This window comes from Litorilituus sediminis (genome assembly GCF_004295665.1).
In the GTDB taxonomy this organism is placed as follows: domain Bacteria; phylum Pseudomonadota; class Gammaproteobacteria; order Enterobacterales; family Alteromonadaceae; genus Colwellia; species Colwellia sediminis.
Window position 1 is genome coordinate 2,878,723 of the sequence record NZ_CP034759.1, and the last position, 19,357, is coordinate 2,898,079.

The window sequence follows — 19,357 nt, forward strand, 5'->3', positions numbered from 1 at the left end:
GTTAAACTTGCCGTTATCCCCCCGAATTATAATTACCGTTAAAAGGAATTGATTTGATGAGAGTATCTGTAATTAGTTTAGCTATTGCCTTAGCTATTTCTGTGAGTGCCTGTTCAGAAAAGCAATCAGTAGAACAATATATTGCTAGTGGCCAAACACATATCGCAGCAGGTGATTATGCGAGTGCAATTATAGAGTTCAAAAATGCGGTAAAGCTAGATAGTAAAAGTGCGGCTGCGCGCTTAGCATTGGCAAAAGCATATATGGAGCAAGGTAACTTTGTTTTTGCTGAAAAAGAGTTGCAACGAGCGATGAGCCTAGGGCTGGAATCATCAGCCGTTATCCCGCTATTATTTAAAGCCCAAGTAAAGCTTAATAACACTGAAGACGTTGCTAAGTTATTTGCGCTTAGTGATGACTTGCCAGATCAAGACTATATTAAAATTCTAACTTATGCAGGTATTAGTGCCTTATCAAATAAACAGCCTGAGCAAGCGTTAGATTATTTTGCACAAGCCGTCTCTATCAATGCTAATAGTGACTATGGCAAGCTTGCAAAAGCTTATTCGCTGTACAGTGACAAGCAGTATACCAAGGTGTTCCCTGTTATTAATTCGCTTATTAATCAACATGGTGAAATGGCAGAAGCCTTCTTGCTTCAAGGTCATGCTTATTATGCCAGTGGTGATTACGAGCAGGCGGTTAAGGCTTTTTCTCTTTATATTGAAGACTTACCGTTTGATCATACCGTTAAATTTTTTAAAGCGCAGAGTTTAATAAAAGCTAAGCAGTATCAGTTGGCAAATGACTATGTAGCTGAGTTGCTGGCTGTTTTTCCCGAGTCACCTACAGCGCTGCTATACAAAGCTCAAATCGAGTTTCAACATAAGAACTTCGCTGAAGCGAGAACCTTTGCAGATAAAGTTTTTGTTCAAAAAAGTGATGATATTTTTGCAAGAATTATTGCAGGTGTAAGTTCATACCATTTAAATGATATTGAGCAAACATATGCACATTTGAATGTTGTTGAGCATAAGTTTTCAGCGGATCATCCAATTACTAAGTTATTATTGATTACTCGATTTAAATTGGGTTATGAAACCAAGCAGAATGTACAGTTAAATGAGCTTGAAGGTTTTAGGTTTGAAGATATTGCTTTGCTGGATGACCTAGCAAAAAACAGTGAAATGTCTGCTATCAAAGAACAAGAAGCGATACGCCTAGCCAATGAAGGTTTAAGCATGCTAGCTAGTGATAATAAAGCTGGTATAGCACTTATTGAAAATGCTAGTTTATTAACGCTGCAACTATCAGATGTTGACCTACGATTAGCGCTAGAATACATAAAACTTGCTGAATATGATAAAGCAGCGGAGATCGCAGAACGTTTTCAAGCTCAGGAAGATGATGCACATTTAGCAGACAAGATTTATGGTCATATCCATATCGCTAAGCAAAAGCCTGAATTGGCTATTGAAAAATTTAAGCAAAGCTTAGTATCTAAACCAAGTGATATTGGTAGCATATATAGCTTAGTACAACTTTTTATTCATACCGAGCAATACGAATCTGCTTTTATGCAATTGCATGATTTATTAAAGTTTTCACCAAACCATAAAGGTGGTTTGGCTGCTTTGATAGAATTATCTACGGTAGCTGATTATGCGGAAAAGACTATTCACTATCTTGAGACTTTACCTGATGAAAAAACCATAGAGCAAATCATCACCTTAGCTCAAATATATAAACATAATAATCAATTGGATAAAGCACAAAGCGTATTAAAAGCTAAAGCTGAAAACCTTGCTACAACGCCAGCGTATTGGTTAATTTTGGGTGATAATTATCTAGAACAAAAAGCATTCAATCTTGCTAACAAAGCTTATGCATCAGGGTTAGTGCTCGATAATTCTCATTACATTTTGAATCTACGTTATATGAGTAGTTTTGAAATGCTCAATAATATCGAACAAGCATTTCAGGTAAGTCAGCAATTGCTTGAATTTTACCCAGAGAATACTCGAGCATTAATTTTATATGCTTATTTTGCCAGTCAGAGTAAGCAAGTGGCACAAGCGAAAAATGTATTAACAACATTACAAGAGCAGAAAGTACAGCACAGCTTACTTGATGCCGCATCGGGTGATATAGCACTATATGAGCGAGATTATGCTAAGGCCATAGAGTCATATGCCTCTTTGTATGAGGGCGAAGCAAATGGCGTTAATGCCGTTAGATTGGCAAGGGCATTGAAGTTTAATGGCCAAGCGCAAGAAGCTGTAGCACTACTTGAAGAATATTTAGTGCGTCAGCCTAGCGATGTCAAAATACGTTTATTGTTAATTGAGTTATTCAGTAATGAGCAAAGAGCTGAGAAGGTAAAACACTACCAGATACTGCATGATTTTTTACCTAAAGATCCTTTAATTCTTAATAACTTGGCGTGGAATCAATATAAGTTAGGGCAAATGACTCAAGCACTAGAAAACATAGGGAAAGCCTATAAAGTACAGCCTGAGAATTCTGCTATTTTAGCGAGTTATGGCGTGATTTTATCTGAAGACAAGCAATATAAGCAGGCTATTGACTATTTACAGCGGGCGATTGCGGCGGGTTCACAGGATAAAGCAGTGAAAGATCACCTAGATAGTGCCTTAAAGCACCTTGAGCATTCGCAAAATTAACTCAGTATAATTTGCACTTTAGTGTTGTCAGACTATTTTACACCTTTGATAAGTAGATGACTTTGTTTTTTATTAAGATGTTGTTTTGCTGGTGTTTTTTAATGTTGGCATGGATGATGCTTTATTGGCAATAGTAAAAATTTAATTTATCTAATAAACATTGATTAACAGCATTAGTTAACTTTAAGGATGAAAAATGAATACATTTAAGAAAATAGTCGCAGCATCGGTTGTGGCCTTAGCTGGTTTTTCAGCTTCAGCAGATGAGATTACTATTGGTGGCGTTACTTGGGATCCAGATTTCGCTTCATTAACAGCCAATGACTTTATTTCTTCAGGGAATTTTACTCAATGGTATGTAAACCCTCCTGGATCTGCGCCAGGTACTACTGATATCAATGCCGTTGTTCCAGGTACAGTAGGTTCTGTTTTACAAGGTATTGGTGAGATCACTACCTTTAACGGCAAATCAGCTGCAACAAGCCCATTTGTGTGTGCTACATGTGAGTTAACTTTTAGCTTCGGTGGTTTAGTTTTTGATGGTGACTTAACTGATGGTTCTCTATTTGATTTAGCAGCATCAGCAGCTTCAGGTTACTTCAATATTTATTTTGATGACTCTGCAGACTTTGATTATGCTAATATCCAAGGTCAGGCTGATGCAAACAATGCCTTAGATGGTACTTTATTTTTAGGTCTATCTTTTAAATCTTTACAAGAAGGTGCAGGCTTTACACCAGCAGCGGGTTCAATTGATTCAATTTGGGATGTAACTAGTGGTGCAGCTGCATATCACTTTGATACTGACTCTCAGTTATTAGGCTCTGATGTTCGCTTTGGTTCAAATGTAATTTTCCAAGGTTTGTACGGTTCATCAAATGGTTTAGCAAACGGTAACACAATTCCAGAGCCAAGCACTTTAGCTATTTTAGGCTTAGGTCTATTAGGTTTAGCTGGTGCTAAACGTCGTAAGAAAGCTTAATTTTTAGTTATTCTTTAGTTTGTTAAGAGCCTCACTTAGTGAGGCTTTTTTTTTGCCTTGATTATAAAAAAGGCAATAAAAAACCACTCAAATGAGTGGTTTATTATTAGCAGAAAGCACTGCTTATTTCATATTGGCGTAGAAAGCAGCAAGGTTTTCCATATCTGCATCTGTAAGCGCCATAACCATAGGCTTCATAGTAGGATCATTACGCTTGCCTGATTTAAAGTCTTTAAGTTGCTTAACTAAATACGCTTCTTTTTGACCTTTTAGGTTAGGATACATAGGAACCATAGAGATACCGTCAGTACCGTGACATGCTGCACACATAGTTGATTTTTTCTTTCCTTCAGCAGCATCACCAGCATATGCAGGTGAAGCCATAACAACAGTTGCTGCAACAGCAAGCACTAGTTTTTTCATAATAATCACTCTCTTTATATATCGGACATTAATAACACCTACAACGCCGATGGTGTTACTTGGTAAAATACTATTGCCCAGTATATGAAAATAAATGTCAGCTGTCCTCTTTTTTTGCAGTAGTTCTGATTAACATCAAAGTTTTGTTAGAGTTTTTACCCTAAACCTTGTAATACTATATTTTTCATATGCGTGTAAAATGGTGTTAATACGTATAAATTAGAGAAAAGGTCGTTGTTTTGTCCGTTATAGATAAAAAATCAATACAGTCAATCCGCTTACTCGATGATGTCATTGTGATTGGCTGGTTAAATACTTGGTATCAAGAGGATATAGAGGATTTATTATCAGTTATCGTGAGCTTATCCAATGATATTGAGATAGTAGAAAAACTCATTGGCGCAGATAGGGAATCAATACGCATCACATGGCAACAGCAATTTTATTTTGTTTTACATTTTGATTTTTATAGCCAGTCTTGCTGGATTGATGGTGAGGATCACCATAGTAGTAATAACTTACCAGCATTGCTTGATGACATTATGGTAGATAGGGATGAATAAGCCCTACTGTAAAATTCTCATTAGTAGCTGCTTTTTGGGAAATAAAGTTCGTTATGATGGTCAAGCTAAAGTAATAAATCATCCTGTGATTGCTTTGTGGCAGCAGCAAAATAGATTGGTGCCAGTTTGCCCTGAAGTCAGTGGTGGCTTATCAGTACCGCGCAGCCCTGCCGAGATTCAAGGTGAGACAGGTAAGGTATTAACCTGTGATGGTAAGGATGTAACCAGAGCATTTTTGCAAGGAGCAGAGCATGCTTTGGCGGTGTGCCGTAACCATAATATTCAGTTTGCTTTACTTAAAGAGTCTAGCCCTTCTTGTGGTAGTCAGTTGATATATGATGGTACTTTCTCCGGCAGAAAAATTAATGGTCAAGGGGTTTGTAGTCAAGTGCTCAGCGCAAATGGTATAGCTGTTTATTCTGAGGTTTCAATAGAAAAGCTAATTGCTGTTATTGCGCACCAAGACAGTCTTACTTAGATAATGCTTGAAGGTCTGACCAGTATGTATAACAATGCTTAGATTTGTGATTAATTACGAGCAAGGGTTAACATGGCAAATCGATTTAGTTCAATAGTAAAAAAAATCAACCGAGCGCCAAAGGCGTTACGATCATTTTTACTAAGCAAGTTATTTTCAAGTCAGGTGAAATTTGCTGGTACAACAGGGATAAGAATTGAAAAGTTAGATCAATTTGAAAGCTACCTTAGCTTAAAGAATGCTAAAAAGGTGCAAAACCATATTGGTGGAGTACATGCTGTAGCCGCGGCAGTTTTAGCTGAATCAGCAACAGGTATTGTTTTTGGTATGAATGTGCCAGATAACAAGCTGCCTTTATTAAAGACCATGACCATAAGTTATCAGCGTCGTATGCAAGGAGCTTTACAAGCAAAAGCAAGCTTAACTGCTGAGCAGGTTGCTCAAATTGAAACAGATGAAAAAGGCAGTGTTACAGTACCTGTAGTTATCACAGATGAAAGTAAACTTGAGCCAATTGTTTGCCAAATGGAGTGGGCCTGGGTAAGTAAAAATAAGTCTTAATCTAGCTGTTATTGGTGATTGCTTAGTATAAAATGGCAAGTAAGGGAATGAATGTCTAATTAAGCCATTAACTATGAATGACGTTACCAAACAAGTAACTGTAAATAAGAAAGAAAAAAACAATAATATTAATAACACCCCGCTATTGCGACTGCATTTTGGCTATTTATTAGCGGTATTTCTTCTTGCTATTTTAATTGTTATGACAGTAGCGCTGCAGTTCTTCCAAGGTAAATGGCAGCAAGGGCTAACAACACAGCAGCTTTATCAGCTTGAAGCTAAGCAAAACTATAATGATGCCTTTCGTCAGATGACGGATGCCATTGATAAAACATTATCGGCAAAAGATGGCGAGCAACTGCTTAGCTCACACCAAACTAGCTTGACGGCAACCAAGTCACTTCCCTTATTATCTACCGCCGAAAGAGCTGTTTTTCAAGTGCAGCTTGCAGAAATCCAAAGGTTATCCAAGTTGGCGCGTCGTATACAATTACATAGTCAACGTAATGATGCTCTCAAGCAAGCTGTTTTGCGGCAACTTCAATTAGTTAATCAAGGTATTGAGTCGGCAGACACTCGCCTTATAAAAGCAAATCAATTTAATTTATTAACGCCACTTATACAGCAAAGCCTTGTTGCAGTTGAAGGCCTGTCTTTAAATAGTTCCAAAGCAAGCTTTGAGATAATCAAGGTAATGTTAGCCAATGCCACTAAACAGATTGAGTTATTAGATGTCTCAATTCAAGAAAGCCATCCAGAGCTTTTCAAGCAATTCACTCGGTTAAATGAGTTACTTTACACTGAGCAAAGTGCATTAGCGAAATGGCAAGGTTACTTACGTTTAGCAAGTCAATATAAAGAGCAGCTCGCAGCGATTAAAGAAAAAGCACAGCAAGTATCACAACAGTTACCGGTTAGCACTAATAATAATCAGGCAACTCCAATTGAGCTGTGGTTAACAAGTTATGGCATAGAGATAAACGCAGAGCAATTATCAAGGCTGCTAACTGTGTTGATATTTGTGCAACTCTTTTCACTGTTACTGTTGCTTTATCTATATTATCAAAAAGTGCAAGCTTCTCTTAAAAAGCTTGTGGCATGTGTTGAGCGAAAAGCTCATGGCAAAGACACTGAACAACAAGCTCACTTCTGCTTAGAGGTAGAGCAGTTAACAGGTGTCGTGACAAGGTTTAATCAGCAAGCACATCTTCAAGAAGAGCTAGACGCAAGTGTTGCTAAGCTAAATGAGCAAGCAAAAGAGCTTATTCGATTATCGGACGAAAATACTTATCTACAGCAGCAAGTTAGTTCAGGAGATCAAGAGCAGCAAGCGCGTATTCAAGCATTATTATCTGAATATAAAGGCCTCTTTACGCAACTGAGGCAAGCCATTACTACTATGATAATAACTGCTGCTGATGAGCAGAAAAAATCCAGCCAAACGCTTAATCAAGTTGCGAGCAAGCAACAACTACGCTACATAGATGCAACACTTAGCCAATGGCAATATAGTACTAGTTTACGCAGCGCAGGGCATAGTTTAGCGTTAACTGATGTTAATCTGGTTAGTTTAATACATGCTAGTTTATTTAATTTATCACAAGAGTATCTCTGGCAAGATAATCAAGCGAGTGTCTCTATAAGCGATAAAATTATTCCTGCCATCAAAGTGGATGATGTGCTGCTAGCAAACTTTCTTAGAGCTTATATACAGTTATTGCTGTTGGAGCAGAGTAACGCCAAACTCAAGCTTGAGGTCAAGCTTAAAGATAAACGTCGCGGTCAACAAATCATCCAGCTGCTTGCTAAGGTTGTCACTAAGCAAAAGCAAGTTGCACTGCCGCAATGTTGGCAAGATCTTCAAGCTGGTGATCAGGATAGTACGGGCTTACTTACTTCCTTCAATGTGCTATTACAACAACTTCATGGTGAAGTGCCGTTATTATCATTACTTGATAACGGCTATCAGCTAACTATCGAGTTGCCACTAGCTACGGCTTCTGAGCAGGCGTTGAGTGAAGAGCTTGTTGTTGCTAGCAATAAAACTTGTGAGGATAACTTTAGCCAATTACTGGCAAGAACAGACATCACTCGGTTTATTCCTCAAGCTTGGCAAAACAAGATATATCATAGCGGGCCGCATAGTGTATTGCTGGGTGTAACTGAACCGGCAATTCACCATAAGTTACTTGCTTATTTAACCTGGCTTGGCTTACATGCTGAGTTGGCTGTGAATGAATCTAGGATGCGACAACTTTGGCGAACGGGTCGATATAGCTTGTTATTAACTGAGTTTGATATCGATGCTAATTCATATTATTGCCTTGATGCTACTACGCCTAATAACGCTTTGTTACGCGGCGTGTTTGTTGTCAGTAAGCAGTGCTTGCAAGCAGCTAAAAATACAAAGCATTGGCGAACTGGGCAGTTTACCATTGATGGTGATTTAGCAGAGCTTAGCGAGCTTTTATCACCATGGCTTATTTGCCAAGAGCAAAAGCAAGCGGATAAAACATTAACAGCGGTTGATTCGGCAACAATGGCTGAGCATGCTGCTAATACCGCCACAGTGAGCTTATCACCTGCAAGTGAGTCATTAACTGACGCCTTAGATTTTGAGCGCTATATAAAGCACCAAGCCAATGTAGAATTAGCATTATTTATGTTAGATGATTACCTAGACAATATAGAATTAAATGTCGGTAAATTAGCTAAGGCAATGGCTAAACAGCAGTGGACTAAAGCGCAGAATGCGGTTGAGTGTATTCATAATGACGCGAGAATTTTAGCGGCTAATCAATTAAAGCAGTTATCAATTCATTGGTTAACACTACTGGCTAGTGGTGATGGCCGAGAAAATAAAGCTTTAATTAAGAAACTACTCAGTAAAACGAAAGCAGAAACCGTTAAGCTAAAGAAATTCGCGGCGGCTTTATAGTGATAATGAGCAGCTGCTAAGCATCTCTTGGCAGACCTTTTTCAATTGAGCGAATAAGGCGTAAAGTCAACCTGTGATTAGCTGACTGTGATTGCTGCTCAGCGGCTATTGCTGCTCGTTTTATCATTTGTTGTTCTAGCGCCCATGAAATATGCTCTTTTACCATATCATTGGCCACATCTTGTTTGCTGTTTAATGCTGTCACTATATCTTCACTATAGGGGGCATTACCTAAGGCGACAGCAATATTTCGTAACCAGCTTTGGTAGCCAATTCGTCGAATGGGTGAGCCTTGCAACTTATTTAAGAAATACTCTTCTGTCCATGCAAATAAGCTTAATAGTGAAACATGATCAAGATTTTCTCTGGCTTGAAAATCTTCAAGCTCAGTCAGCTTGGCATACTTGTTCCAAGGGCAAATAAGTTGGCAATCATCACAGCCATAAATACGATTGCCCATTAAAGGGCGTAACTCAACAGGAATGGCTTCTGGCGATTCAATAGTAAAGTATGAGATACAGCGTCTAGCATCAACAACATACGGCTCAACAATCGCCTTTGTCGGGCAAATTTTGATACAGGCAACGCAGCTGCCACAATCATTGCTACGCACTGTCTCGTCGCTGTGTTTACTGGCATTAATGGCATAGTCATTTTGACTCACAGGTAAGGGAATATCGACAAAAAGCTCCCCAAGAAAAAACCATGAACCCGCTTCTTTGTTAAGCAGTAACGTGTGTTTTCCTTGCCAACCTAATCCCGCCTTTTCGGCTAAGGGTCTTTCAAGTACGGGGGCAGAGTCAACAAAAGGGCGACAATTAAATGATTGGCAATGTTGAGCTATTTTTTGTCCTAATTGCTGTAGGCGCTTGCGCATTAATTTATGGTAATCACGACCGAGTGCGTACCGGCTGATATAAGCCAAATTCTTATCTTTTAATATTTTCGAAAACTGGGCATTTTGTGGTAAATAATTGAGCCTTACACTGATCACTCTGAGTGTACCCGGCACAAGTTCATCAGGACGTGTTCGCATTAAACCATGACGTGCCATATAATCCATATTGCCGTGATAGCCTTGTTCAAGCCAACGTAAAAAAGCAGGCTCGTGTGCTGATAAGTCTATATCGCTAATGCCTACCTGAGAAAAACCTAGCTCTTGTCCCCAGCGCTTGATTTTTTCCGCTAATTCTTGATAGTTAATGGCAGTTGTTGTCATATTTATTAAAATTGATTACTAGATCTAGGTGATGAGTGTTGCAATGAAGTTATTACAAAGTTTACCACACACTGACTGGTTAACATCAGTATATAGCGCAAAACAAGTGCTAGAAAATGAGGCGAAAGTTGCGCAAAGTCAAAACCTCGCTATGTTTCATTTGATGGAGCTAGCCGGGCAAGCTGCATTTACTCATTTAATTGCGCATTGGCCTAGCGCACAGCATGTTTTGGTATTAGCAGGTAAAGGAAATAATGGTGGTGACGGTTTTATTGTTGCCACGCTTGCTAAAAAGGCTGGTTTAAAGGTGACGGTACTGCTTACTTGTATACCTGAAGAGTTAAAAGGGGATGCGGCGAGAGCGTATCAAGCAATGCTTGTGGCGGGTGATATTACGGTTATTAATCTGCTTGATGATAGCTCTTCTTTAGCAGCGCTTATCCATAATGAGGCAGATATTATTGTTGATGCACTGTTTGGCATTGGTTTTCATGGTAGCTTACCTGAGAATATTGCTCAATTGGTTGCTGAGGTTAATAACAGCTCAACTCCTGTATTGAGTATTGATGTGCCTTCAGGCCTTTGCGCAACAACGGGCGCTGTTTCTGCTGGTAAGTTAGTAACTCAGGCAATTATGGCTGATGTTACCGTTACTTTCATTGTCCTTAAATCTGGTTTACTCACGGGGCAAGCGGCTAATTTTGTTGGTCAGCTCAAACTTTCTAACTTAGGTTTAGGTGCAGCTTTTTCACAACAAGTTGCCACGTCAGTCTATTGGCAGCGCTTACATTTTGATGATGAAGATTCCACAGTACCTTTACTGGCTAAACGTCTAAATACAAGCCATAAAGGTAGTATAGGTATGTTAGTCACCATTGGTGGCAACATTGGTATGCCTGGCGCTATTCGTCTTGCCAGTGAAGCGGCGCTGCGCTGTGGTGCAAGCTTAGTGAGTGTTTGTTGCCATGAAGGTAATCAAGCCTTGGTATTTAATGGTCGTCCTGAGCTGATGATGTCAGCAACTGATGTTGATTCGCTCAGACAATCAAACGCTTTGACTCATGCTAAGGCGATAGTGTTAGGGCCAGGTCTAGGTCATAATGAATGGGCTGAGCAGTTATATCGGCAAGTCGTCACGCAAGAGACTAGTTATGCTAAGCCTATAGTGATAGATGCTGATGCGCTGTCATTACTCGCAAGAGACAATCAACTTAGTCATGATTTTGAAAAATTAATTTTGACCCCGCACCCCAAGGAAGCGGCTCGCTTACTTGCCTGTGATACTGCAGATATTGAAGCTAACAGAATCGAGAGTGCCAATAAAATCGCGCAAAAATATCACGCGATTTGCGTGCTTAAAGGTGCTGGTACAGTAATAACCGATGGCAAATGCACTGTTATTAATAGCTCGGGTAATGCAGGAATGGCCTCAGGTGGCATGGGAGACGTATTAAGTGGTATTATTGCCGCGCTTTGCATGCAAACAGACGATACCTTTTATGCGGTTTGTTTATCTGTATTTATTCATGGCTATGCTGCGGATATATTGGCCGAGAAAACAGGACCTCGTGGTATGCTAGCAAGTGATTTATTTGTCGAATTACAAAAGTTAGTCAATCGTTAATCGACTGGCTAGATATTTATTGATTTAAAGAAAAGCATGAAAAAATTAGAATTCCTTTTAGCTGATGAGTCGGCGACAGTTACTATGGGCAATCACATAGCTCAAGCCTTATTACATCACAATAAGCCATTATCCCAGCAAGCATTTGTTGCTTATTTAAACGGAGATTTAGGTGCTGGCAAAACGACATTAACGCGTGGCGTAGTGCGCGGCTTAGGTCATCAAGGCAATGTGAAAAGCCCAACCTATACTCTCGTTGAGCCTTATGAGTTATCGCCGTATCGCGTTTATCATTTTGATTTATATCGTCTGGCTGATCCTGAAGAGCTAGAGTTTATGGGGATTCGTGATTATTTTAATGGTCAATGCGTCTGCTTTATTGAGTGGCCTGAAAAAGGCAACGGTTTATTGGCTAGTGCTGATGTCATCATTAATATGGCTTATCAAGACGAACAAAGAGTGATTACACTGCACGCGTGTACAGAGCTTGGGGAAAGTGTTTTAGCTAAACTGGCTAGTGAAAATGGTAGCTAGAAGTATTATCGTTAAGGCGGTTTTTTAGACATTTATTTGTTTTAGTGGCTAGTGTAAGCTAAAGATGTGGTTATACAGAGGTAGGTGTTAATGTTAAAAGGGGTTATACGCGAGCAAAAAATATCGCTGTTGATATCTTTTTTGCTTTTTCCGCTATTGCTAGGTATTACACTGCAAGTTAAGGCAGCTAATAGTATTGATGGTATTCGTGTCTGGCCAGCCCCTGAAAATACTCGAATCGTTTTCGATGTTAAAAACAAGCCAGAATATAAATACTTTTCTCTGAGCAACCCAAATCGCTTAGTCATTGACTTTGCTAACACTAAAAACAGTGTTGCTTTAAAAAATCTCGCGGAGAATGACCCGCGTATTAGGCGCATTCGTACCAGTACTGCTAAGAACAAGGGCACAACACGTTTAGTGCTTGAACTTGTTAACTCATATCAGTTAACCGTTTTCCCATTAGCGCCTGCTGGCCAATATGGTAATCGCTTAGTTATTGACTTATATGATAAGAACCGTAGTAAAACTATTATCTCTAAACCTAAGCAAAACTTAGGTGATATTATTATTGGTATTGATGCTGGCCATGGTGGTGAAGATCCTGGCTCAATTGGTCATAAAGGTACCTACGAAAAGCGTGTTACCCTAGCCATTGCCAAACGTTTGCAAAAGCTAATTAACCAAGAAAAAGGCATGAAGGCGGTGATGATACGTACTGGCGATTATTACGTTAATTTAAATCGTCGTACTAGCTTAGCACGTGAAGGTAATGTTGATTTTCTTGTCTCAATTCATGCCGATGCCTTTAGAACTCCGGAGCCTCATGGCGCATCTGTTTGGGTTGTAACGAAAAAACGAGCCGAATCTGAATTAGCACGTTGGCTACTAAATCGAGAAGAAAAATCTGAGCTACTTGGCGGCGGTGGCGGCGTTATTAAAAATACATCAGACAGTCATCTTGCTTTAGCGCTTGCCGATATGAGCAAAGAACACTCATTAGGGGTGAGTTTTGGTGCTGCAAATAATGTTATTAAAGAACTGAAAAAAATTACTAAAATGCATAAGAAAACCCCGCAAAGTGGTAACTTTGCTGTGTTAAAATCTTCAGATATCCCTTCCATTTTGGTTGAAACAGGTTTTATTTCTAACCATAAAGAAGAAAAGAATTTAACTTGGGCTAAGCATCAACAGCGCTTAGCAAGTGCAATTCACACTGGCATAAAAAACTATTTTTTAGATAACCCGCTGGCAGGATCTTATTTTGCGTCAATTGGTTATAAAAAGCATAAAGTCAGAAGTGGTGAGTCACTTTCGGTACTAGCGCAACGTTATAATATTTCCATTTCGCAAATAAAGTCTGCTAATAACTTAAAAAACAATGCTCTAAAAATAGGGCAAACATTGAAAATCCCGCGAGCGGGATAAGCCTCACCTAAAAACAGGTATCCTCAATCATGACAATTGCAATATTACCAGCGCGTTTGGCTAACCAAATAGCCGCTGGTGAAGTAGTAGAGCGCCCAGCATCAGTAATTAAAGAGCTAATAGAGAATAGCTTAGATGCCGGGGCAACCAATGTGCATATTGAAGTTGAAAAAGGCGGCATTAAAAAAATTCGCATATCTGATAATGGCTGTGGCATTGCTAAGGAAGAATTAACCTTAGCACTGAGTCGTCATGCCACCAGTAAAATTAAAGATTTATCAGATTTAGAAGCGATTAATAGCCTAGGCTTTCGTGGTGAAGCGTTAGCGAGTATTAGCTCGGTTGCCCGTTTAACTTTAACGTCTAAACCCAAAGAACAAGCAACCGCATGGCAAGCAACAGCCGAAGGTCGTGACATGGAGGTTAGTGTTAAACCTGCTGCTCACCCTGATGGTACCAGTATTGAAGTGTTAGATTTATTTTTTAACACACCTGCGCGTCGTAAGTTTCTAAGAACAGAAAAAACAGAATTTCATCATATTGATGAGGTTATCCGTCGTATCGCTTTAGCCCGTTTTGATGTCAGTTTTACACTTACCCACAATGGTAAACTTATTCGTCAATACCGCTTAGCCACAAATCAAGCACAATACGCTAAGCGCGTTGCTATGGTGTGCGGGCAAAAATTTATTGATAATGCCATTGAGGTAGAGTGTCAACATGACAATATGACCTTAACGGGTTGGTTAGCTAAGCCAAGCTTTGCCCGAAGCCAAAATGATCTCTGCTATAGCTATGTAAATAGTCGAATGATGCGTGATAAGTTGATAAATCACGCAATTAGGCAAGCTTACGCAGATTTATTGCCACATGACGCTTACCCTGCTTTTGTCTTATTTTTAACGTTAGATCATGCTGATGTAGATGTGAATGTTCACCCGGCTAAACACGAGGTACGTTTTCATCAAAGCCGTTATGTTCATGACTTTATTTTCTCGGTATGTCAGCAGGCCTTACAAAGTGAGCTAACACCATCGTTAGTTGCACAAAGTTCAGTTAATCAAATGGAGCAAAGTAATGAGGTGCAGCCTGTGCGAGAGTATGATTATGCTCAACGTGAAAGGCAGCACCATATTGATAGTGTTCAGCATCAGCAATCTTCGTATATTACCCCTATTAAGCAAACTTCGAATGTAAGTGAATCAGGGGCATCTGCTTATAACTATACGCAAGGCAAAGGCAGTGTATCTTCAAGTGCGGTAGCAAATTATCAGCAACTAATGTCAACACCATCAGTGGCGACAGGCGTCAGTGACCAGGTTGCGCTTGATAGTGACGCAGTAACTAACCTATCTGCGACAATAACTAGGGAGTTTGACTTTATTTTAAAGCCGCCTAGCTATGCGTTATATCAAGATAAAGGGCAAATACGCCTGCTGTCTCTTGGTAAACTCGCCCATAATATACACAGTAAACGAGTGCAACAAAGCTGGCAGCAAGAGAGCTCAGGTTTGGTTAGTCAGCCTTTGTTGTTACCTGTGATGATATCAGTTAGCGCAGCGCAATATGAGACAGTGCAACAGGCTCAAGAGCTGCTCACATTAGCTGGCATAGCGTGTCAGTTACTTAGTAATAATCGAGTGCAAATAAGACAGTTTCCTGCCTTATTAAGAGAAAAAGATGTTAACTCGAGTTTTACTAGTATCATTGAATCATTAATGGCTAATCATGGTGATGATTCTAGTAAAAATTATGGTGAAGCCGATATGATTGCGGCGATAGCGCATGCATTGGTAGCAGATGAGTATTCAGATGAGCAAGCAAATAGTTTACTTGTAATGGCTAAAAATACCTTTAATGAACAATTTAGTCAGAATTTGCACTTGAATTCCATTGAGGTTGACCTTACATCTTTCATCAAGCAATTATAATAATTTAACCAATTGGTTTAATCTGATAAGAGTCTAGATTAGTGTCAGACAAAGAAACAGCAAAGCAGCCTCCCGTTATTTGTATTATGGGACCAACAGCATCTGGTAAAACTGCTTTAGCAATGGCGCTAGCAGATGTTTTACCTTGCGATATTATTAGTGTTGATTCCGCGCTTATCTATAAGCATATGGATATAGGAACAGCGAAACCAACAAAAGCAGAGCTGGCTCAGTATCCGCATAGCCTTATTGATTTACGCGATGCCAGTGAAAGTTACTCTGCAGCAGATTTTTGCCGTGATGCCTTGGAAAAAATCGCAAATAGCAGAGCGAATAACCGAATTCCCGTACTTGTTGGTGGTACTATGATGTACTTTAAAAGCCTACTTGAAGGTATTTCGCCCTTACCTGAGGCCGATGACAATATCCGCGCTGAAATTGAACAACAGGCGAAAGCGCAAGGTTGGCCGGCACTTCATCAAGAATTATTGGCCGTTGATCCGCAAGCTGGTGAACGTATACATGCCAATGATAGCCAGCGTATTACCCGAGCATTAGAAGTATTTCGACTCACTGGCAACACTTTGACACAATTATCTCAAATAAAGGGTGATAAGCTGGAAGGTAATGTTTTACAATTTGCTATAACAACAAAAGAGCGTAGTGAATTGCATGATAGGATTGCCTTGCGATTTGAGCAAATGGTTGCCTCAGGCTTTGAAGATGAAGTAAGAAAGCTTTATCAACGCGGCGATTTAGATGAAAGTATGCCGTCAATACGCTGTGTTGGTTATAGGCAAATGTGGCAATATCTCAATGGAGAGTGTGACCACGACGAAATGATATTTAAAGGTATTTGCGCGACAAGGCAATTGGCAAAGCGCCAGTTGACTTGGTTACGGAAATGGCCGGATTTACATTGGCTAAATACCGGCGATGAAAGAAATTTGTCGGTTGTCTTGTCTAAGATTAAGGCAGCTGAATAGTATTTGTTATCTGCATGAGCAAATATAAAGCATTATCAATATATTGATGTATAATTAGTTTTGAGACTTGTGTTTATACAGGTATGTTGTGAATTAGTTTAAAGAATTTGCGTTCCTTTAAACGTTGTATCAGTTGTATTAATACGCATTTTTATTTAATTTTATATTTTTACATAATAATAAAAGGGACCATATAATGGCAAAAGGGCAATCTTTACAAGACCCATTTTTGAATGCTTTACGTCGTGATCGCATTCCTGTTGCAATTTATTTAGTTAACGGTATTAAGCTACAAGGACAAGTAGAATCATTTGATCAGTTTGTGATATTACTGAAAAATACTGTCAGTCAAATGGTTTATAAGCACGCTATCTCTACAGTTGTGCCAGCTAGAGCTGTTAATACAGCCCCTACACCAAGCCAAGCAGAGCATGATTTATCATCTGATGTCTAAAGCTAAACTTGTGTTAACTGTTTTTAGGGTTTAACGCATTTGTTTGATCGTTACCAAGCTGGTGAACAGGCTGTTCTTGTTCACCTTGATTTTCCTGATGAAACTACGCGTGAAGACTTAAACGAGTTTAAAATGTTGGTGTCTTCTGCTGGTGTAAATGAGCTTACGGTTGTTTCTGGCAAGCGTAATACCCCGCATCCTAAGTATTTTGTTGGTAGTGGTAAAGCTGAAGAAATTGCTGAAGCTGTTAAATTATTTGATGCCAACGTTATCTTGTTTAATCACAGTTTAACTCCTTCACAAGAAAAAAATATTGAAGCCCTTTGTCAATGTCGTGTGGTTGATAGAACAACGCTGATCTTGGACATTTTTGCCCAACGGGCCAGAACTCATGAAGGCAAGTTACAAGTAGAGTTGGCGCAACTACGTCATATTAGTAGTCGCCTTATTCGTGGTTGGACGCATTTAGAAAGACAAAAGGGTGGTATTGGTCTACGTGGACCAGGTGAAACTCAGTTAGAAACGGATAGACGTTTATTGCGCGAGCGTATGATCAATATACGTAAACGCTTAGAGAAGGTGGAAGTTCAGCGACAGCAAGGGCGTAGAGCGCGTAGCAGGGCTGAGCTACCTACTTTATCTTTAGTGGGTTATACCAATGCAGGAAAGTCCACTTTATTTAATTTATTAACAAAAGCAGAAGTTTACGCAGCAGACCAACTTTTCGCCACCCTCGACCCTACGTTACGTAGAATTGAGTTAGAAGGTGTAGGTCGTGTCATTCTCGCTGATACTGTAGGCTTTATTCGCCATTTACCGCATGATTTAGTCGCAGCATTTAAAGCAACATTAACAGAAACACGAGAAGCAGAATTATTGTTGCATGTTGTTGATATAGCGGACGATAGGCGCACTGAGAATATTGATGAAGTGCAGCACGTGCTAACGGAAATTGAAGCAGGTGATGTACCTCAGTTGGTTATTTGCAATAAGATTGATAACTTAGAGAATATAGAGCCAAGAATTGACCGTGATGATAACGGCATGCCGATTAGAGTCTGGGTATCTGCACAGGAAAATCTAGGTATGGCGCTTTTATTTGAAGCATTAGCGGAACGTTTAGGTACACAAGTTGTTAATCATTTATTAGCCATTCCACCAAACGAAGGTAAGCTTCGTGGTGAGTTATACAAGCTTAATTGTATTAAGCAAGAGCACTATGATGATGCTGGCTTTTGCCATTTAGATATTAAATTGCCAGTGCGAGAATGGAATAGGCTGTTAAAAACAGAATACACTGATATAGAAAAGTTTGTTGAAGGTTAGTTAAGTTTGCTTAGTTAACTAAAATATTTACATTGATAGGGTAGTGCAAACTGCCAAATTTTTACTGGAGAACAACATGGCTTGGAATGAACCGGGGAATAATGACAATGACCCCTGGAAAAACAAAGGTGGTAAAAATCAAGGGCCACCTGATTTAGATGAATTACTAAATGATCTAGGAAAAAAAGTGACCGGAATATTTGGTGGTAAAACAAGCCAAGGTGGTTCAGGAAAGAGCTTTTCAAGCATTGGCATCACCATTTTATTAATTATTGGCTTAATTGTTTATGCGTTTAGTGGCTTCTATACCATTAAAGAAGCGGAACGAGGTATAGTTTTACGCTTTGGTCAATACTCAGGTACGGTTGAGCCAGGTTTAAGATGGAAGTGGACCTTTATTGAACGTATCATTCCTGTTGATATGCAAAGTACACGAGACTTACCCGCTTCGGGCTTTATGTTAACGCAAGATGAAAATGTTGTTCGTGTTGATATGCAAATTCAATATCGTGTTGTTGATGCACGTAACTATATTTTTAGTGTTACCGATGCCGATCAAAGTCTGAGAGAATCCCTTGATAGTGCTTTACGTTACGTGGTTGGTCATGCAAAAATGGATGATATTTTAACCAGTGGTCGTGAGCAGATTCGTCAATCCGTTTGGCAAGAGCTAGAAAAAATCATTGAACCTTATAGTCTAGGTCTAATTATTGTTGATGTTAACTTCAAAGATGCTCGTCCGCCGAATGAAGTAAAAGATGCTTTTGATGATGCTATTGCTGCACAAGAAGATGAAATTCGTTTTATTCGTGAAGCGGAAGCCTATGCACGTGGTATCGAGCCAAGAGCGCGTGGTCGAGTTAAGCGTATGGAACAAGAAGCGATTGCTTATAAAGAGCAAACGGTTTTAGATGCGCAAGGTGAGGTAGCTCGTTTTGAGAAAATCTTACCTGAGTATAAAGCGGCGCCAGAAGTGACACGTCAGCGTTTATACTTAGCAACCATGGAGCGAGTATATAGTAATACGAGTAAGGTTATGGTAGATGTTGAAGGTGGAAATAATATGATGTACTTGCCTTTAGATAAAATTATTGGTCAACAGTCATCAGGTCGCACGACAACACAGAGCTACACGCCAGCTACTCAACCGACAACAAGTATAAATACTTCGCCATCGACCTCTACTTCGGGTCGTTCAGATAGATTTAACAGTGGGAGAAACTAAT

At 39.5% G+C, this 19,357-nt stretch carries 16 protein-coding genes; 14 read left to right on the top strand and 2 right to left on the bottom strand.

Annotation, left to right across the window (positions count from 1 at the left end):
* The first annotated feature begins 56 nt into the window (after window positions 1–56).
* Window positions 57–2,684, top strand: a complete 2,628-nt coding sequence (gene prsT / locus EMK97_RS12785; protein ID WP_145963109.1) for an XrtA/PEP-CTERM system TPR-repeat protein PrsT — start codon at window positions 57–59, stop codon at window positions 2,682–2,684.
* 196 nt (window positions 2,685–2,880) lie between these two features.
* Complete coding sequence (locus EMK97_RS12790; protein WP_130602772.1) at window positions 2,881–3,666, top strand: PEP-CTERM sorting domain-containing protein; 786 nt, start codon at window positions 2,881–2,883, stop codon at window positions 3,664–3,666.
* A gap of 123 nt (window positions 3,667–3,789) precedes the next feature.
* On the opposite strand, the gene EMK97_RS12795 is transcribed toward EMK97_RS12790, so the two are convergent.
* The gene (locus EMK97_RS12795; protein WP_130602774.1) at window positions 3,790–4,089 is read right to left on the bottom strand and encodes a c-type cytochrome; all 300 of its coding nucleotides are present in this window, start codon (window positions 4,087–4,089) and stop codon (window positions 3,790–3,792) included.
* A gap of 239 nt (window positions 4,090–4,328) precedes the next feature.
* On the opposite strand from EMK97_RS12795, the gene EMK97_RS12800 reads away from it, so the two are divergent.
* The 4 genes from EMK97_RS12800 to EMK97_RS12815 all read left to right on the top strand — a co-directional run bounded on the left by EMK97_RS12800 (window position 4,329) and on the right by EMK97_RS12815 (window position 8,629).
* Window positions 4,329–4,652 carry a DUF3630 family protein gene (locus EMK97_RS12800; protein WP_170176762.1) on the top strand — a complete coding sequence of 108 codons (324 nt, stop codon included), beginning with the start codon at window positions 4,329–4,331 and terminating at the stop codon, window positions 4,650–4,652.
* Entirely contained in the window at window positions 4,645–5,130 is a 486-nt protein-coding gene (locus EMK97_RS12805) for a 2-thiouracil desulfurase family protein (protein ID WP_130602778.1), read from the top strand. The genes EMK97_RS12800 and EMK97_RS12805 overlap by 8 nt, the downstream gene beginning before the upstream one ends.
* 72 nt (window positions 5,131–5,202) lie before the next feature.
* Entirely contained in the window at window positions 5,203–5,691 is a 489-nt protein-coding gene (locus EMK97_RS12810; protein ID WP_130602780.1) for a DUF4442 domain-containing protein, read from the top strand.
* Window positions 5,692–5,764: 73 nt separating this feature from the next.
* Window positions 5,765–8,629: a hypothetical protein gene (locus EMK97_RS12815; protein WP_130602782.1), complete on the top strand. Its 2,865-nt coding sequence runs from the start codon at window positions 5,765–5,767 to the stop codon at window positions 8,627–8,629.
* A 16-nt stretch (window positions 8,630–8,645) separates the two neighbouring features.
* On the opposite strand, the gene queG is transcribed toward EMK97_RS12815, so the two are convergent.
* Window positions 8,646–9,848, bottom strand: a complete 1,203-nt coding sequence (gene queG / locus EMK97_RS12820) for a tRNA epoxyqueuosine(34) reductase QueG (protein ID WP_130602784.1) — start codon at window positions 9,846–9,848, stop codon at window positions 8,646–8,648.
* Window positions 9,849–9,891: 43 nt separating this feature from the next.
* Between queG and EMK97_RS12825 the strand changes: the two genes are divergently transcribed.
* From EMK97_RS12825 to hflK, 8 genes are all read left to right on the top strand, one after another.
* The gene (locus EMK97_RS12825; RefSeq protein ID WP_170176763.1) at window positions 9,892–11,472 is read left to right on the top strand and encodes an NAD(P)H-hydrate dehydratase; all 1,581 of its coding nucleotides are present in this window, start codon (window positions 9,892–9,894) and stop codon (window positions 11,470–11,472) included.
* Between the two features lie 36 nt (window positions 11,473–11,508).
* Window positions 11,509–12,006 (top strand): tRNA (adenosine(37)-N6)-threonylcarbamoyltransferase complex ATPase subunit type 1 TsaE, encoded by a 498-nt coding sequence (gene tsaE, locus EMK97_RS12830; protein ID WP_130602788.1) that lies wholly within the window; start codon window positions 11,509–11,511, stop codon window positions 12,004–12,006.
* A gap of 90 nt (window positions 12,007–12,096) precedes the next feature.
* Window positions 12,097–13,434 carry an N-acetylmuramoyl-L-alanine amidase gene (locus EMK97_RS12835; protein ID WP_130602790.1) on the top strand — a complete coding sequence of 446 codons (1,338 nt, stop codon included), beginning with the start codon at window positions 12,097–12,099 and terminating at the stop codon, window positions 13,432–13,434.
* 29 nt (window positions 13,435–13,463) lie between these two features.
* Window positions 13,464–15,365, top strand: coding sequence for a DNA mismatch repair endonuclease MutL (gene mutL / locus EMK97_RS12840; RefSeq protein ID WP_130602792.1), 1,902 nt, complete (start codon window positions 13,464–13,466; stop codon window positions 15,363–15,365).
* 86 nt (window positions 15,366–15,451) lie between these two features.
* Window positions 15,452–16,351, top strand: coding sequence for a tRNA (adenosine(37)-N6)-dimethylallyltransferase MiaA (gene miaA / locus EMK97_RS12845; RefSeq protein WP_211342313.1), 900 nt, complete (start codon window positions 15,452–15,454; stop codon window positions 16,349–16,351).
* A gap of 196 nt (window positions 16,352–16,547) precedes the next feature.
* On the top strand, window positions 16,548–16,805 hold the full coding sequence (hfq, locus tag EMK97_RS12850; protein ID WP_130602796.1) for an RNA chaperone Hfq: 258 nt from the start codon (window positions 16,548–16,550) through the stop codon (window positions 16,803–16,805).
* Between the two features lie 39 nt (window positions 16,806–16,844).
* Window positions 16,845–18,131, top strand: a complete 1,287-nt coding sequence (hflX, locus tag EMK97_RS12855; RefSeq protein ID WP_130602798.1) for a ribosome rescue GTPase HflX — start codon at window positions 16,845–16,847, stop codon at window positions 18,129–18,131.
* A gap of 76 nt (window positions 18,132–18,207) precedes the next feature.
* Complete coding sequence (gene hflK / locus EMK97_RS12860; protein ID WP_130602800.1) at window positions 18,208–19,356, top strand: FtsH protease activity modulator HflK; 1,149 nt, start codon at window positions 18,208–18,210, stop codon at window positions 19,354–19,356.
* Window position 19,357: the final 1 nt, after the last annotated feature.